This window comes from Enterobacter sp. 22499, from assembly GCF_052044815.1.
Classification (GTDB): domain Bacteria; phylum Pseudomonadota; class Gammaproteobacteria; order Enterobacterales; family Enterobacteriaceae; genus Enterobacter; species Enterobacter bugandensis.
On sequence record NZ_JBQENR010000001.1, the window covers coordinates 728,639 to 744,766 of the forward strand.

16 protein-coding genes are annotated in these 16,128 nt (G+C 55.6%); 1 reads left to right on the forward strand and 15 read right to left on the reverse strand.

The annotated features are described in order from the left end of the window. Positions 1 to 42: 42 nt before the first annotated feature. From ACTJI7_RS03605 to hinT, 8 genes are all read right to left on the reverse strand, one after another. Positions 43 to 582 (reverse strand): glycine zipper 2TM domain-containing protein, encoded by a 540-nt coding sequence (locus tag ACTJI7_RS03605; RefSeq protein ID WP_028012731.1) that lies wholly within the window; start codon positions 580 to 582, stop codon positions 43 to 45. A 193-nt stretch (positions 583 to 775) separates the two neighbouring features. Then, positions 776 to 2,080 (reverse strand): NAD(P)/FAD-dependent oxidoreductase, encoded by a 1,305-nt coding sequence (locus ACTJI7_RS03610; RefSeq protein ID WP_008500780.1) that lies wholly within the window; start codon positions 2,078 to 2,080, stop codon positions 776 to 778. A gap of 237 nt (positions 2,081 to 2,317) precedes the next feature. Further along, positions 2,318 to 2,860, reverse strand: a complete 543-nt coding sequence (ycfP, locus tag ACTJI7_RS03615) for an alpha/beta hydrolase YcfP (RefSeq protein WP_008500781.1) — start codon at positions 2,858 to 2,860, stop codon at positions 2,318 to 2,320. A gap of 34 nt (positions 2,861 to 2,894) precedes the next feature. Next, complete coding sequence (nagZ, locus tag ACTJI7_RS03620) at positions 2,895 to 3,920, reverse strand: beta-N-acetylhexosaminidase (RefSeq protein WP_440670040.1); 1,026 nt, start codon at positions 3,918 to 3,920, stop codon at positions 2,895 to 2,897. A gap of 11 nt (positions 3,921 to 3,931) precedes the next feature. Then, positions 3,932 to 4,756: a thiamine kinase gene (thiK, locus tag ACTJI7_RS03625; protein WP_440669713.1), complete on the reverse strand. Its 825-nt coding sequence runs from the start codon at positions 4,754 to 4,756 to the stop codon at positions 3,932 to 3,934. After that, on the reverse strand, positions 4,737 to 5,381 hold the full coding sequence (gene lpoB / locus ACTJI7_RS03630) for a penicillin-binding protein activator LpoB (RefSeq protein WP_126327402.1): 645 nt from the start codon (positions 5,379 to 5,381) through the stop codon (positions 4,737 to 4,739). The genes thiK and lpoB overlap by 20 nt, the downstream gene beginning before the upstream one ends. Before the next feature lie 13 nt (positions 5,382 to 5,394). Further along, positions 5,395 to 5,769, reverse strand: a complete 375-nt coding sequence (locus ACTJI7_RS03635; protein WP_041910507.1) for a YcfL family protein — start codon at positions 5,767 to 5,769, stop codon at positions 5,395 to 5,397. A 1-nt stretch (position 5,770) separates the two neighbouring features. Beyond that, positions 5,771 to 6,130 carry a purine nucleoside phosphoramidase gene (gene hinT / locus ACTJI7_RS03640; protein ID WP_006809243.1) on the reverse strand — a complete coding sequence of 120 codons (360 nt, stop codon included), beginning with the start codon at positions 6,128 to 6,130 and terminating at the stop codon, positions 5,771 to 5,773. 340 nt (positions 6,131 to 6,470) lie between these two features. On the opposite strand from hinT, the gene fhuE reads away from it, so the two are divergent. After that, positions 6,471 to 8,660 carry a ferric-rhodotorulic acid/ferric-coprogen receptor FhuE gene (gene fhuE / locus ACTJI7_RS03645; RefSeq protein ID WP_045630101.1) on the forward strand — a complete coding sequence of 730 codons (2,190 nt, stop codon included), beginning with the start codon at positions 6,471 to 6,473 and terminating at the stop codon, positions 8,658 to 8,660. A 71-nt stretch (positions 8,661 to 8,731) separates the two neighbouring features. On the opposite strand, the gene ptsG is transcribed toward fhuE, so the two are convergent. The 7 genes from ptsG to fabF form a co-directional block, all read right to left on the reverse strand. Continuing rightward, entirely contained in the window at positions 8,732 to 10,165 is a 1,434-nt protein-coding gene (ptsG, locus tag ACTJI7_RS03650) for a PTS glucose transporter subunit IIBC (RefSeq protein ID WP_028012724.1), read from the reverse strand. A gap of 297 nt (positions 10,166 to 10,462) precedes the next feature. Then, complete coding sequence (locus tag ACTJI7_RS03655) at positions 10,463 to 11,257, reverse strand: metal-dependent hydrolase (protein ID WP_028012723.1); 795 nt, start codon at positions 11,255 to 11,257, stop codon at positions 10,463 to 10,465. A 10-nt stretch (positions 11,258 to 11,267) separates the two neighbouring features. After that, positions 11,268 to 12,272, reverse strand: coding sequence for a DNA polymerase III subunit delta' (gene holB, locus ACTJI7_RS03660; RefSeq protein WP_045261638.1), 1,005 nt, complete (start codon positions 12,270 to 12,272; stop codon positions 11,268 to 11,270). Further along, complete coding sequence (tmk, locus tag ACTJI7_RS03665; RefSeq protein WP_041910511.1) at positions 12,269 to 12,910, reverse strand: dTMP kinase; 642 nt, start codon at positions 12,908 to 12,910, stop codon at positions 12,269 to 12,271. The genes holB and tmk overlap by 4 nt, the downstream gene beginning before the upstream one ends. Continuing rightward, positions 12,900 to 13,922, reverse strand: a complete 1,023-nt coding sequence (yceG, locus tag ACTJI7_RS03670; protein ID WP_063153831.1) for a cell division protein YceG — start codon at positions 13,920 to 13,922, stop codon at positions 12,900 to 12,902. The genes tmk and yceG overlap by 11 nt, the downstream gene beginning before the upstream one ends. After that, positions 13,919 to 14,734 (reverse strand): aminodeoxychorismate lyase, encoded by an 816-nt coding sequence (gene pabC / locus ACTJI7_RS03675; RefSeq protein WP_063153830.1) that lies wholly within the window; start codon positions 14,732 to 14,734, stop codon positions 13,919 to 13,921. Before pabC ends, yceG begins: the two co-directional genes overlap by 4 nt. 121 nt (positions 14,735 to 14,855) lie before the next feature. Continuing rightward, on the reverse strand, positions 14,856 to 16,097 hold the full coding sequence (gene fabF / locus ACTJI7_RS03680) for a beta-ketoacyl-ACP synthase II (RefSeq protein ID WP_045630098.1): 1,242 nt from the start codon (positions 16,095 to 16,097) through the stop codon (positions 14,856 to 14,858). Positions 16,098 to 16,128: the final 31 nt, after the last annotated feature.

Here is a 16,128-nt window from a genome sequence, read left to right on the forward strand (position 1 = left end):
CAGCCTGAGCGCTTGAGGAGCTAAGTTCAGAGAACATCTTTTTTACGCTTTGTTATTCAGTACCAGCTGGCCGTTTCCATCCAGTGGAATTTGGGTGCCCGGGTCTTTATCCATGCGGATTTTGCCCTGCTGATCGCCAATTTTGTAGGTCACGTCATAGCCCAGCATTTTTTCCGACTTGTCATAGACGGTTTTACAGCGCTGCTGGGTCGTGGTGTAAGTATCGTTATCCTGCATTGCGCCCTGCACCTGGTTACCGGCATAGCCGCCACCCAGCGCGCCGACCACGGTCGCGACATCTTTACCCCGGCCACCGCCAAACTGGTGACCAATCACCCCACCCGCTACCGCACCCAGAACAGAGCCGGCAATACGGTTTTCATCCTGTACCGGACGACGGTGGGTTACGGAGACGTTACGGCACTCCTGACGTGGGGTTTTTACGGTTTCTTTAATAGGCGTTGCAGAAACCACCTGCGCATACTGCGGGCCGCGATCTAAAACGTTGAGACTGGCAACAGCAGCCACACCTAACGCAGCTGCGACGCCGATCCCTATACCCGCCAACATTGATTTATTCACGGGACTTCCTCCTTTGTTGCTATTGGTAACAATTCTGCTATGGAGGCGCGGCTTCGCCAATAAGACAAAGGATCAAAAAGTGGACATCGGGGAGAGATATATCGCGTTTAGGAGAACTCTTAGGCACCTAATCCACGACGAGCAGCATGATATGCTAAAAAATCCCTCCGGAGGGCCCGGAGGGAGTGAAAGATTAGTGCAGCTTCAGACGTGGACGAATGACGCGGTTGATTCTGCCCACCAGCATCATCAGGCCCGTTTTAAAGTAACCGTGCAGCGCGATCTGGTGCATACGGTACAGGGAGATATACACGAAGCGTGCAATGCGCCCTTCCACCATCATCGAGCCACGCATCAGGTTACCCATCAGGCTACCGACGGTAGAGAAGTTTGACAGCGATACCAGAGAACCGTGGTCTTTATAGACATACGCCTTCATTGGCTTGCCTTTGTACTGCGCCAGGATGTTGTGCAGCACCAGGCTTGCCATCTGGTGCGCGGCCTGAGCGCGCGGCGGCACGAAGCCCCCTTCAGGACGCGCGCAGGAGGCACAGTCACCAATAGCGAAGATTTCAGGGTCGCGCGTGGTTTGCAGCGTCGGCTCGGTGACCAGCTGGTTAATGCGGTTCGTCTCCAGACCACCGATATCTTTCATAAAGTCAGGCGCTTTGATACCTGCCGCCCAGACCATCAGATCCGCTTTGATATACTCGCCGTCTTTGGTGTGCAATCCACCTTCGTCAGCGCTGGTCACCATGGTCTGCGTCAGGACGCGCACGCCCAGTTTCGTCAGTTCATTGTGCGCTGCGCCTGAAATGCGCGGAGGCAGCGCAGGCAGAATACGCTCACCCGCTTCAACCAGCGTCACGTTCAGCGCTTCGTTAGTTAACCCTTTGTAACCGTAGCTGTGCAGCTGTTTAACCGCATTGTGCAGCTCTGCGGACAGCTCAACGCCTGTCGCGCCGCCGCCGACAATGGCAATGTTAACCTTGCCATTCGCACCCATATTGCTGGTGTACTTCAGGAACAGGTTCAGCATTTCCTGATGGAAACGACGCGCCTGGTGCGGGTTATCGAGGAAGATACAGTGCTCTTTCACGCCCGGCGTGTTGAAGTCGTTGGAGGTACTGCCCAGCGCCATGACCAGGGTGTCGTACGGCAGCTTGCGCTCAGGAACCAACAGCTCCCCTTTTTCATCACGCAGTTCTGCCAGAGTGATGGTTTTGCTTTCACGGTTGATGTCAACCACCGAGCCCAGCTGGAACTGGAAATGATGGTTGCGCGCGTGCGCCAGATAGCTCAGCGCGTCCACGCCCTCATCCAGTGAGCCGGTCGCCACTTCGTGCAGCAGCGGTTTCCACAGGTGGCTGTGGTTACGATCCACCAGCGTGATTTTGGCTTTTTTACCGCGCCCCAGCTTCTTGCCCAACTGTGTGGCCAGCTCCAGCCCGCCAGCACCACCGCCTACAATCACTATCTTTTTCAATGGCGTAGTCAACGTGACCCCCTCAAATTATTAACCAATTGTTAATTAAAAGTTATGAAAATAACCCTTAATTAACAACAGGTTACAGCACTGAAACCATTCAGGTGCATTGAGAATAACACGTCAGGCGCATTGGTCATACCAAAATTGATATGCATCAAGTTTTGATGGCTTAAAAGTAGACAATTCTGGACAAAAAGAAACCCGGTGCGCGTTCGCGACCGGGTTTCTGAAGTGGCAGGCTGTGGTTTAGCCCAGCGTTTTAAAGGCTTTGATGCGCTGGAGATGCGGGGAGATGTTCTTGAACTTGTGGGTCTGCTCTTCGTCCCAGACGATCTCGTAATAGTGATGCAGCAGCTCTGCGGCCCGATGGCTGTTCAGTGCTTCATCATTACGCGAGAGGATCACCAGACAGCGATCGCGGTTTTTCTCACGGAAGTTGCTCACGCACTTGGTCGCAATATCGACATACTCTTCCGGGCGGTCAATTTTGCCTTCCATGTTCTCATTCGGGAAAAGGTTAGGATTGAAGACCACCTGGCGGATGTCGCACAGGAAGCCAATCCGCTCCGCCCAGTAGCCGCCCAGCCCCACGCCGCAAATCAACGGGCGATCGTCGACGTTAAGCTGCAGCATCTTGTCCACCTCTTTGAGCAGATGCTGCATATCATGCTTCGGATGGCGCGTACTGTAGCTAATCAGCCGTACATCGGGATCGATAAACTGCAGCTGTAGCACCTTCTCATGATTACCAGGACTGTTTGAGTCAAAACCGTGTAAATAGATGATCATTGTCTTCTCACCACGCTACGCCTTCCGGGAGGGTTTACAGGCTGGCTTTATGTGCCTGCCAGCGCTCATTCAGGTCTTCAAGCCGGGCGTTGACCGACTTCCAGCGCGCCGAATCCATCAGCTCCTGACGGCTAAATGAACCTTTATGATACAAATGCGTAACACGCTCTGCATTGATCGGTGACAGGTTATCCAACACGCTAACGGCACCTGTACGATTATTGCAGACCAGGATCATATCGCAACCTGCATCCAGCGAGGCCTGACCGCGCTCAGCATAGCTGCCCATGATTGCCGCCCCTTCCATCGACAGATCGTCGGAGAAAATGACGCCGTTGAAACCCAGCTCCTGGCGCAGAACGGTTTTCAGCCAGTGCGGGGAGCCGCTGGCAGGACGCGGATCAACGTCGCTGTAAATCACGTGCGCGGGCATAATGGCGTCCAGCTTGTTATCGGTGATAAGCGAGCGGAACACCGACATATCTTTGGCGCGAATTTCCGCTTCCGGACGCGGGTCGCGCGGGGTCTCTTTGTGGGAATCCGCCGTCACCGCCCCGTGGCCCGGGAAGTGTTTCCCGGTGGTTTTCATCCCGGCATCGTGCATGCCGTCAATGAAGTGGGTCGCCATGGCCAGCGCAATGCGCGGATCGTCATGGTACGAGCGCTCGCCAATGGCGGCGCTGATATGCCCCACGTCCAGAACCGGGGCAAAGCTGATGTCGATATCCATGGCAATCATTTCGCTGGCCATCAGCCAGCCGGCTTCCTGCGCCAGTTTCCCACCCTCTTCCGTGCCGAGCAGCGCGGCGAAAGACTGGGCTGCCGGCAGGCGGGTAAAACCGTCGCGAAAACGCTGCACGCGGCCGCCTTCCTGATCGACGGCCACCACCAGATGATTGCGCGACGCGGCGCGGATCTGGCGCACCAGTTCACGCAGTTGCGCCGGATCGTGATAGTTGCGGGTAAACAGGATCAGGCCGCCCACCAGCGGATGCGCCAGAATTTCACGCTCCTCCGCATCCAGCTCAAACCCTTCTACATCCAACATGACTGGACCCACACTCACCTCTCTTATCCTTTCGTTTGTAACTGGCGCCAGGCATCGTCTGCCAGCGCAATAAAGTGTTTATCTCTGGACTGATGCAAACGCATCTCAAACCAGCCCGCCATCAGCATGATGACCCAGGGCCGCCAGCGTCTCACCTGGCGTGCCAGCGCATCGGCGTTAAAGTGCGCAACGCTGGCATACTCTCTGATGAGTTTCTGCCGCGCGGCTTCACTTTCCGTCCAGACCGCGGCCAGCTCCAGCGCCACATCGCCGTCTCCGGCATATTCCCAGTCGATAAGCCTGGCGCCCTGTGGCGTATGCACAATATTTCCGGCGTGCACATCCATATGTAATGGCGAGAGCCGAATCGGTTGCGGCTCGCCCGCTTTACGCAGCCGTTTGAGATGCGCAAGCCACACTGGGGTACGTCTTGCTGGAGAGGCTTGTTGCCAGTAGTTTTCCAGCAGTGGAAGTAAGGCGATTCGCCACCCCAGACGCTGTTGCTGGTGCAGATGATACAGCATCGCCGCAAGCGCTGGGGTGTCCGGCAGCGCGCTTTTCACCTCCCCCTCCAGATAGTCGACGGCCATCCAGCCCTTGCTGAAAAATCGGGGTTCAGGCACGAGATCCGACGGAAGGCGTTTGAGGGCGCGAAACTGACGGCGAAACTGGAAAGCCGGGGCGAAGGGATCGTGGTTCTGCCGCAAGACCAGACGGTGCGCGCCCCGCGCTATAATGCAACTCGCGCCGCTAAGCCCGGAGTGGGCCTGCGGCGCGATAAGGCGGTACTGTGGAAAATAACGCGTCAGAATCTCATCACGCGTGGTGTCATTGTTGCGTAACCGCACCTTTACCTGACCAGATAATTTCGCCTGTCTGAACCAGCATCAGCTGCATCTGCAGGGCTGGGGTATTCACATTACCGGTCGCATTAGAGTACAGCACATACTGGGCGCCAACGTTGCGGGCAATGCCAATCGCCTTGCTGCGGGAGCCGAGGCTATCCTGCGGCGACAGGCCCAGCTGCTGTTTGGCTAACGCGAGCTGCTGAGCAGAGACCAGCGTAAACTTACCGTTGTTTGCCAGCGCATTGCGTAGCGTTTCTGTCGCTTCGCCCGCGTTCAGCGAACCGTTGGTACGGTTGTTCACGCTATCGACCAGCAGCACGCTGCCTGCCGTCACGCCCTGAGCCTGCAGCATTTTACCGACCATCGGCTGCATCGCACCGTTCCAGTCGTAATGGCGCACGCGCGGCGCAGGCTGTGACGTCTGGTCCTGATGTTCAATCGGGCCAGGCTGTGACGGAATAGACGGTACAGACGGCACGGTTGGCTGGGTCTGCGTTGGCGGTGTCGGCTGCTCGGTACCCGGCTTTGCCTCTTCCACAGGTGCTGGCTGTTCTGTACGGGTCACACACCCTGCGAGGAACAGCGCGAATGCGGTCACGAGCGCATAACGGCTCATATTTTTAATCAAGGTTCACCCCTTAGAGATAAAGATAAAGTCTCACCTTATGCGCACCCAAATAGCTGGCGCTGTCATAGAGCGTTACCGACGACCTTGCCGGAAGAGTGACGCTACGCGGCGCCTCCAGCGGGTGCATCTCAAGACCTCTTACGTCATACCAGAAAAAACGGTAGTGGACCGTCACCGGTTCATTTCTTTCGTTATAGAGCGTAGAGGAGGCAGAAGATTTAATTTCACTGATGGTCAGTGCGGGCTGTTGCGCCGTGATGCCCGCAGCCAGCACGGAGGATTCCATCACCAGCGTCTGTTCATCGCTGACGGGGATCGCCGGACGCGTGCTGCACCCCACAACCATCATCGTCATTACCAGCGCTGCAATACGCCCTTTAAACATGTTACAGACCTTTGTGAGCCAGCATCGGTCCCAGCGGACGTCCACCCAGCAGATGCATGTGAATATGATAAACTTCCTGGCCGCCATGACGATTACAGTTCATGATCAGACGATAACCGTCTTCCGCTATGCCTTCCTGCTCGGCAATTTTCGCCGCCACCGTCAGCATACGACCTAACGCCACTTCGTGCTCGGTTTTTACGTCGTTTACGGTCGGAATCAGAATATTAGGAATGATAAGGATGTGCGTCGGTGCCTGAGGGGAAATGTCCCGGAAAGCCGTTACCAGTTCATCCTGATAGACGATATCCGACGGGATTTCGCGGCGAATAATTTTACTGAAAATCGTTTCTTCAGCCATGACCTTTTCCTTTTTTGTTAGGTGCGTCCGCTGTTAACACACTCTCTGGAGGACTGTGTGACACAATTCAAGAGTATGAGCGAGTTTCTCCTGTCCTTTCAACCTTCTCCCCCGAATTCTTTGCTGAATATTCATCAGCTGACTGAAGAGTGACCGCTCGCGTGCCTTAACGGGCTGAAACATTATTTCAGTTTCGCACGACACATCTGTTTACAGCATTAATGGCAATGCGTATATTTCGCATTTGCATTTTCATGCGCATTTTTAACATAGAAAACGACGTCAGACCGTATTTGTGGGACTGACGCAAACACTCTTCACCGTTCATAAGGGTTTGATAATGTCTTTCATTGATCACACCAGGGATGGGCAACGTCAGCCTGTCGCAACACCTTCGTTGCTGGCAGCCTGTATTGCTATGGCATTGACGCCAGCCGCCGCTTTCGCTGCATCAGCAACCGAAGACACCGTCGTCGTGGATGGAGGTTTTGACAATACGCAGGATCCTTCCGCAAGTCAGGACCGGGATTACAGCGTAAAAACCACCACCACCGGCACAAAGCTGTTGCTGGTTCCACGCGATATCCCACAGTCCGTTAGCGTCATTAGCCAACAGCGCATGGCGGATCAGAACCTGCAGTCTATCGGCCAGGTGTTGACTAACACCACGGGCGTAACGGCGCAGGTGCAGGACAGCGATCGTACCGTATTTTACTCGCGCGGATTTTTCGTCAGTAATTACGCCTTTGACGACCTGCCAACCTCCATCAGCGAAGTGTGGAACTTCGGCGACACCGCCGCCGATACCGCGATTTACGACCGTATCGAAGTGGTTCGCGGCGCGACCGGGCTGATGTCCGGCACCGGTAACCCGGCGGCGTACGTCAATATGGTGCGTAAGCATGCGGACAGCAATGAGTTCAAAGGCAATGTCTCCGCCAGCTACGGCAGCTGGGACAAACAGCGCTACGTGCTGGATCTCCAGGCACCGCTGGTAGAGTCCGGGAAGGTACGGGGACGCCTGATTACGGGCTATCAGGACAACGACAGCTTCGTGGATAACTACCACTACCGGAAGAAGTTCCTCTACGGCGTGGTGGATGCGGACGTCACCGACAGCACCACCCTCTCTGTAGGGTATGAATATCAGGAAAGCCACACCGCCGATCCGACCTGGGGCGGATTGCCGACCTGGTACAGCGACGGGAGTAAAACCGACTACAATCGCAGCCAGACCGTCGCGCCTGACTGGGCCTACTCAGACAAGGATAGCACCCGCATCTTCGCTAACCTGACCCAGCGTTTCGACAACGGCTGGGAAGCGCACGTCAACGGCATGCACGCGGAGACCAACTTCGACAGCAAGCTGATGTATATGTCCGGCTATCCGGAAAAAGAGACCGGGGCGGGCATGGTTGGCTACGGCGGCTGGAACAGAGGTGAACGCAAACAGGATGCGGTTGATGCCTTCCTGCGCGGCGGCTTCGATCTTTTCGGCCGCCAGCATGAGATGATGTTTGGCGGCAGCTTCAGCCGACAGCGCAACCACTATGACAACAGAATGCCGGATGCGCTGTACGGCATGGTGGACGTGGGGAATTTCAAAAACTGGAACGGAAATATCGCCGATCCGCAGTGGACCCCGTGGAAGCTCTACAGCCAGGATGACATTCGCCAGTCCTCAGCGTACACCTCCGCCCGCTTCTCGCTGGCTGACCCGCTGCACCTGATCCTCGGTGCGCGCTACACCAACTACAACATTCGCTATAACCCGGCGGGCTCTCCTGACACCCGTCTGGAAAGCACTGAAGATGACGTAACGCCTTACGCGGGCCTGGTCTACGATATCAACGAAGACTGGTCGACCTACGTCAGCTATACCTCCATCTTCCAGCCGCAGGACAAGCGCGACGCCAGCGGACGTTATCTCGATCCAACCACGGGCAAAAGCTACGAAGCCGGTGTTAAAGCAGACTGGTTTAATACCCGTCTGACCACCTCGCTGGCGATTTTCCGCATCGAGCAGGATAACGTGGCGAGCAACACCTATACCTACATGCCGAGCGGTGAATCGATTTATGAATCGCTGGACGGCGTGGTCAGCAAAGGGATTGAGTTCGAGCTGAACGGCGCCCTGACCGATAACTGGCAGCTGACGTTCGGCGCGACCCGCTACATTGCGGAAGATAAGAACGGCAGCGCTGTCAGTTCCGATCAGCCGCGCACGACAATGAAGCTGTTTACCCGTTATCAACTGCCAATGCTGCCGGCGCTGACGGTGGGCGGTGGCGTAAACTGGCAGAACAAAGTGTGGACGGATGTGGACGGTGGCCCGGCGGGACAATCCCGCGCAGAGCAAGGCAGCTATGGACTGGTTAACCTGTTCAGCCGCTATCAGGTCACCAAAGATTTTGCTATTCAGGCGAACGTCAACAACCTGTTCGACAAAGAGTATTACGATTACGTCGGCTCTTACGTGGTTTATGGCGCACCGCTGAACGTCTCGGTGAGCGCAAGCTACGACTTCTGAGTGTTGGCACAACAAACCACAGCAATAAAAAAGGCAGCCATTCGGCTGCCTTAGTCTCCCCAGGTCACAGCTTAGCTGTTGCGGATGTACTCATCCATTTCGGTTTTCAGGTTATCGGATTTAGTACCGAAGATAGCCTGAACGCCCGAACCTGCAACAACCACGCCCGCTGCACCCAGTTTTTTCAGACCCGGCTGGTCCACTTTCGCAACGTCGGCAACGCTCACACGCAGACGAGTGATGCACGCGTCCAGGTTAGTGATGTTCTCTTTACCGCCGAACGCAGCAACCAGTGCCGGAGCCATTTCGCTGGTCGCGCCTGCTTTGCTGTCTTCAGTTGCATCTTCACGACCCGGAGTTTTCAGGTCCAGTGCTTTGATCAGCACGCGGAAGATGGTGTAGTAAACAACGGCATAGCACGCACCCACGATTGGGAACAGCCACAGCTTGCTGCTGTTACCGGACAGAACGATAAAGTCGATCAGGCCGTGAGAGAAGGACGTACCGTCACGCATACCCAGCAGGATACAGATTGGGAACGCCAGGCCAGCCAGTACAGCGTGGATGATGTACAGGATTGGCGCAACGAACATGAAGGAGAACTCGATCGGCTCGGTGATACCGGTCAGGAACGAGGTCAGCGCTGCGGAGATCATGATACCGCCCACTTTTGCACGGTTTTCTGGCTTAGCAGAGTGCCAGATTGCAATCGCAGCAGCCGGCAGGCCGTACATTTTGAACAGGAAGCCACCAGACAGTTTACCTGCAGTTGGGTCACCCGCCATGTAACGTGGGATATCGCCGTGGAACACCTGACCTGCTGCGTTGGTGAATTCACCAATCTGCATCTGGAATGGAACGTTCCAGATGTGGTGCAGACCGAATGGCACCAGGCAACGCTCGATGAAGCCGTAGATACCGAACGCGACAACCGGGTTCTGGTAAGCAGCCCACTGAGAGAAGGTCTGGATAGCGGAACCGATTGGTGGCCAGATGAAGGAGAGGATCACGCCAGTGAAAATCGCTGCCAGACCAGAGATGATCGGAACAAAACGCTTGCCCGCGAAGAAGCCCAGATACTCAGGCAGCTTGATGCGATAGAAGCGGTTGAACATATACGCTGCAATCGCACCGGAGATGATACCGCCCAGAACACCGGTATCTGCCAGGTGTTTCGCGGCAATCTCTTCTGCCGGTAAATGCAGAACCAGCGGCGCAACCACAGCCATGGTTTTCACCATGATGCCGTAAGCAACCACTGCAGCCAGCGCAGAAACGCCGTCGTTATTGGTGAAGCCCAGCGCCACACCGATAGCGAAGATCAGAGGCATGTTAGCAAAGACGGAACCGCCTGCTTCAGCCATCACATGGGAAACTACGGCTGGCAGCCAGCTGAAGTTAGCAGAACCGACACCCAGCAGGATACCTGCGATAGGCAGTACGGATACTGGCAGCATCAGCGATTTACCGACCTTTTGCAGGTTAGCAAATGCATTCTTAAACATAATTGAGAGTGCTCCTGAGTATTTGTGCTTTTTTTACGTTTTCACGCATTGGCCCGGGGGGAGTACCGTGCCGTGGACAGGACATCTAAGCGCCCTTTATTTATTACACAGAGTAAAATAATTCCCTCTGAGTTTGTTTGACGGCTATCACGTTTCAGCTTAAGACGGTCGAAAAACTTTCAGTAATTTACAAAAAGCATGTCTGGATGTTTCTAAGAACACCGTCACCGCCCCAAATGAGGCGGTGAACTTTACTCGTTTTATTTATTAATTACGAGCCTAAAAAAAACAGGCTTATCAGACGGATTGCAGGCGGGCGGGGTCGATATGGAACAGCGCAGAGAAGTTTTGCGTCGTGACGCGGGCCAGCTCTTCGATACTGACGCCTTTAAGCACGGCCATGTACTCTGCGACGTCTCGCGTCATGGCCGGCTGGTTCTCTTTACCGCGATGCGGTACCGGCGCCAGATACGGAGAGTCTGTTTCCACCAGAATGCGATCGAGCGGGACATATCGCGCAGCATCACGGAGCTGCTCAGCGTTACGGAACGTCACGATCCCGGAAAACGAAATATAAAACCCCAAATCAAGCAGTTTACCCGCCGTTTCTCTGTCTTCTGTGAAACAGTGTAGTACGCCACCGCAATCCGTCACGTTTTCTTCCCGGAGGATCGCCAGCGTATCGGCGCGCGCATCGCGTGTATGTACGATGACCGGTTTATTCAGTTCGCGGCCGATGCGAATATGGTTGCGGAAAGACGCCTGCTGGCGCGCTTTCGTTTCCGGCGTGTAAAAATAGTCCAGCCCGGTTTCACCCATCGCCACGACGCCCGCTTCTGCTGCCAGTCGGCGCAGCTCTTCTACGTCATACTCTTCATCCTGGTTCAGCGGATGAACGCCGCAGGAGAACACCACGTTATCGCGATCGCCCACCAGCTCACGCATTGAGCGATACCCTGGCAGCGTCGTCGCCACCGCAAGACAAAATTTCACATCGCGGGCAGCGGCTTTCGCCAGCACGTCATCCACGTCGTTGTGCAGGGATTGATAATCCAGGCCATCAAGATGGCAGTGTGAGTCGACTAAAAACATAATGTCTCTCTCAGAGATGGGAAACAGGCGGCGTAACGCCCGGTTGCAGGTAGTGTTCAATACGCAGTAACTGGTCGGTCAGCAAAAGCTCGCGATTAAGACCCGTCACGGTTAAAAGCTGTTCGCGGCTCTCGCAAACATCATGAAGGATAGCGTGCAGAGACGCGCCTGTAAGGCGGCTCGCCAGCATGTTCACCAGGGGCCACGCGTCCGGGTTAGTCAGCAGCGTAGCCCCTTGCTGGATTTTTAGCGCATCGAGCAATAAGGAGGCCAGCCAGTGCAGACGCTCGACGGCCCGATCGCTATTCAGCGCAGGCAGTAAACTCAGCCAGTCCTGGTTGTTAAGTGAAGCCTCAACGGCCCGGCAAAGCGCTTCTCGCTGCGACCAGACATCAGGCTGTAGTAATGCCAGCGCCGCCGCGGGGGCGCCGCTGCTGAGGCGCAGCGCAGACAACGCACTCTCCTGTGACGTTGTCACCTCTCGCTCAAGCCAGCTTAACGCCCACGATTCCTGAGGCACCGCCAGATGATGGAGACGACAACGGCTGCGCAGCGTCGCCAGTAAACGTCCCGGGTCCCGGCAGGAAAGGAAAAACCACGTCTTTTCCGGCGGCTCTTCCAGGGTTTTAAGCAGCGCGTTCGCCGCCGCCTCGGTAAGCAACGCAGCGTCGTTGAGCCAGACCACTTTTGCCCCGCCCAGACGCGCATGTTCGTACAGTTTCTCGCTGACTTCACGCACGGCATCAATGCCGAGCGCGCTTTTGCCCTTCTCAGGCTCAAGCGTGTAGTAGTCAGGATGCGTGCCGGCCTGCATCAGCTGGCAGCCGCGGCATTTACCGCAGCTTTTATGCCCTTCCGGCTGCTGGCACATCAGAAAACGAGTGATGGCGTAGATCAACGCATCATCCCCCATTCCCGGCAACGCCTGAATCAGTAACGCATGATGCCCCCGACCGGCCTGATAGCTGGCGATCAGCTGTTCAAAGTGCGGGCGCAACCATGGATACCATTTCATGCCTGCTGCTCCTGTAGCCACTGCGTAACGGTCTGTTGAATATCGCGCGTGACGTCGTCCAGAGATTGCGTGGCGTCAATGGTACGAATTGCGCTGTCCCGTGCGGCCAGCTCAAGATAGCGCGCGCGCGTGCGGTTAAAGAAATCGAATGACTCTTGCTCAATGCGATCCAGTTCGCCGCGCGCGCGGGCGCGCCTGAGGCCCACTTCCGGGGTCACATCCAGGTAGAGGGTCAGGTCCGGGCGAAAATCCCCCAGTACGGCATCGCGAAGGGTTGCCAGCATCGCCTGGTCAATACCGCGTCCGCCGCCCTGATAGGCCTGAGTCGACAGATCGTGACGGTCACCGATCACCCACTTGCCGTCGGCCAGCGCAGGTTTAATCACGGTCTCAACCAGTTGGACGCGCGCCGCATAGAACATCAGCACTTCGGCTTTGTCAGTAATAACCTCGTCGCCAACGGATTTAATATCCAGCACCAGGCTGCGCAGTTTCTCCGCCAGCTGAGTACCGCCCGGCTCGCGGGTAAAGACCATGTCAGCGACGCCAAGCGATTTCAGCGTATCCACTACCACGTTACGGGCGGTGGTTTTACCCGCCCCTTCGAGTCCCTCAATGACAATGTATTTACTGCGCATTTTTTTCCTTAAGTGCCTTCAGATAGTCCTGAACAGAGCGATTATGGCTGGCAAGGTTGGTGTTAAAGGTATGCCCCCCTTTTCCATCAGCCACAAAATAGAGATACGGTGTTTTGGCCGGGTGCGCGGCGGCTTTGAGCGAAGCCTCGCTCGGCGTGGCTATCGGGCCCGGCGGCAAGCCGTTAATCACGTAGGTATTATACGCCGTTGGCGTCTCCAGATCTTTTCTGGAGATCTTACCGGCATAGCTCTCGCCCATGCCGTAGATGACGGTCGGGTCGGTTTGCAGACGCATGCCGATGCGCAGGCGGTTGATAAATACCGACGCGACCCGGTCGCGCTCGGCCGCCACGGCCGTCTCTTTCTCAATGATCGAGGCCATTGTCACAAACTGGTTTTGATCTTGATAAGGCAGCCCGTCCATGCGCCCTTCCCAGGCGGAATCAACTGCCTCAACCATCTTTTTGTGTGCCCGTTTAAGAATCGCCACATCGGTCGTGCTCGCCGTATACATCCAGGTGTCTGGCCAGAACCAGCCTTCCACCCACTCAGGATGTTCAAATTTCAGCACCTCGGCGACCGTCTCATAGCGATCGTCTTTTAGCGTGTGCTTGATGTAAGGCGCATCACGCAGCTGCTTGAGGTAATCGCTTAAGCGCATCCCTTCAACAAAGCGCAGCGGGAACTGTGCCTCTTTACCGCTTTCCAGCAGCTGCAGCATCTCTCTGACGGTCATGCCGGGCGTAAAGCGATAGGTACCAGCCTTGAAGTGAGACAGTTCAGGCTCGATACGCAATAACCACTGGAACACGCGTGGACGGTTGATGATTTTATCCCCGTAAAGCTGCTCGCCCAGCGCCATCCGCCCGGTACCGGCTTTCAGGGTAAAAATCGTCTCGTCTTTAATCAGTATTTTACTGTCCGCCAGCTGGCGAACCTTCCATACTCCCGCTCCGCCGGCAATACCCAGCGCAACGAGCAGGAGAAGGACAAAGCGCAACATTTTCTTCATGACTTTTTGATTTGCTCACATATCGGGGCTAAAAACGTAAAGAGCTCTCGCGAAGACCAGCGCTGTTGACCATACGCCCGAACGGGTATAACAGGCATCAGCGCATTGCAGATCACAACTTCATCGGCGGACAGCAGCGCCTCTTCCTTCGCGTTTACTTCGACAACGCGAAAGCCTGCATGTGCCAGCTGTTGCAAACAAAACTGGCGCATGATGCCGTTAACCCCAGCCTGCTCCAGCGAAGGGGTGAAGACCTCACGGCCCTTCCGCCAGAGTAAATTAGCCGCACAGCATTCCGTAATGAACCCTTCGCTGTCAAGGACTAGCGCCTCATCGGCGTCCGTCTGTTCAAGATGAGTACGAATAAGCACCTGTTCAAGGCGGTTGAGATGTTTTATTCCGGCGAGCATAGGGTTTCGCCCCAGCCGTACCGGGCTCAGCGTCAGCATTACCCCCTCCTCACGCCAGCGCGCATAGTGAGCAGGATACGCTGATACGGAAAGAATACGCGTGGGATGCTGACAGGCGGAACCGCTGTACCCTCGCCCGCCGCTGCCGCGGCTAAGAATAACTTTTAAAACGCCGTTTGTATTACCTGACGCCAGCCGGCGCATCTCGCGCTCGAGAATGTCCCACTGCATGAAGGGAATCAGCAATTTCTCGCAGGCTGTTTGTAAACGACGGATATGGGCGTCAAGCAGGCTCACCTCACCGTCAAGAATACGCGCAGTGGTGAAACAACCATCGCCAAACTGGATTGCCCTGTCGCTTGCCGGCAGCGTTTCTTGCTCAAGGCCATTAATTAAAAACATGGTGGCTCCTTATGCGTGGAGGCTCAGTCTGGCAGGATGTTAAAAGCCGGACAAGGGGATTTTCCCTAATAAAAAAGGCCCGCTAAGCGGACCTTTTTTTATAGCTTTCGGGCAGTCAGGCTCAGACCTTTTTGAAGATCAGAGAACCATTCGTGCCGCCAAAGCCGAAGGAGTTACACAGGGTGTACTCCATACCGCTAACCTGACGCGCTTCGTGCGGAACGAAGTCCAGATCGCAACCTTCATCCGGGTTATCCAGGTTGATGGTTGGCGGCACAGCCTGATCGCGCAGCGCAAGGATAGAGTAGATTGACTCTACTGCACCCGCCGCACCCAGCAGGTGACCGGTCATGGACTTCGTGGAGCTGACCATTACGCGGCTGGCAGCCTCGCCGAAGATAGACTTAACCGCCTGCGCTTCTGCTTTATCGCCTGCAGGCGTAGAAGTGCCGTGTGCGTTAACGTAGCCAATCTGTGCAGGGGTAATACCCGCATCACGGATCGCATTTTCCATCGCCAGCGCAGCACCCGCGCCGTTCTCCGGAGGAGACGTCATGTGATACGCATCGCTGCTCATCCCGAAGCCAACGACTTCAGCATAAATTTTCGCGCCACGTTTTTTCGCATGTTCGTACTCTTCCAGTACGAGCATACCTGCGCCGTCACCCAGCACGAAACCATCGCGGTCTTTATCCCACGGACGGCTCGCCGCCTGAGGGTTATCGTTACGGGTAGAGAGCGCACGCGCTGCGCCGAAACCACCAACACCCAGTGGGGTACTGGCTTTTTCAGCACCGCCCGCAACCATAGCATCTGCATCGCCGTACGCAATGATACGCGCGGCCTGGCCGATGTTATGTACGCCAGACGTACACGCGGTAGCGATAGAAATGCTTGGCCCACGCAGGCCGAACATAATGGTCAGGTGACCTGCCACCATGTTAACAATCGTGGACGGAACGAAGAACGGGCTGATCTTACGCGGTCCGCCATTCATCAGCGATGTATGGTTTTCCTCGATCAGGCCAAGACCACCAATCCCGGAGCCGATAGCGGCGCCGATACGGGTTGCGTTCTCTTCCGTAATCTCAAGGCCAGAATCCTGCATGGCCTGAACGCCAGCGACAATTCCATATTGAATGAAGGCATCCATCTTGCGCTGTTCTTTGCGCGAGATGATCTCTTCACAGTTAAAATCCTTTACTAAGCCAGCAAATTTCGTTGCATAGGCGCTAGTATCGAAATGGTCGATTAGGCTGATGCCGCTCTGACCGGCAAGGAGAGCTTTCCAGGTGGACTCTACGGTATTGCCGACAGGAGACAACATGCCAAGTCCGGTCACAACTACACGACGCTTAGACACGTTTGTCCTCCAGGGAGGGATAAAAAAAGAG

Coding starts and splice junctions, on each gene's coding strand:
- fhuE (WP_045630101.1), top strand. CDS start 6,471: ATGTCTTTCATTGATCACACCAGGGATGGGCAACGTCAGCCTGTCGCA.
- ACTJI7_RS03655 (WP_028012723.1), bottom strand. CDS start 11,257: ATGTTTTTAGTCGACTCACACTGCCATCTTGATGGCCTGGATTATCAA.
- ptsG (WP_028012724.1), bottom strand. CDS start 10,165: ATGTTTAAGAATGCATTTGCTAACCTGCAAAAGGTCGGTAAATCGCTG.
- tmk (WP_041910511.1), bottom strand. CDS start 12,910: ATGCGCAGTAAATACATTGTCATTGAGGGACTCGAAGGGGCGGGTAAA.
- hinT (WP_006809243.1), bottom strand. CDS start 6,130: ATGGCTGAAGAAACGATTTTCAGTAAAATTATTCGCCGCGAAATCCCG.
- yceG (WP_063153831.1), bottom strand. CDS start 13,922: ATGAAGAAAATGTTGCGCTTTGTCCTTCTCCTGCTCGTTGCGCTGGGT.
- ycfP (WP_008500781.1), bottom strand. CDS start 2,860: ATGATCATCTATTTACACGGTTTTGACTCAAACAGTCCTGGTAATCAT.
- pabC (WP_063153830.1), bottom strand. CDS start 14,734: ATGTTTTTAATTAATGGCCTTGAGCAAGAAACGCTGCCGGCAAGCGAC.
- holB (WP_045261638.1), bottom strand. CDS start 12,272: ATGAAATGGTATCCATGGTTGCGCCCGCACTTTGAACAGCTGATCGCC.
- ACTJI7_RS03635 (WP_041910507.1), bottom strand. CDS start 5,769: ATGTTTAAAGGGCGTATTGCAGCGCTGGTAATGACGATGATGGTTGTG.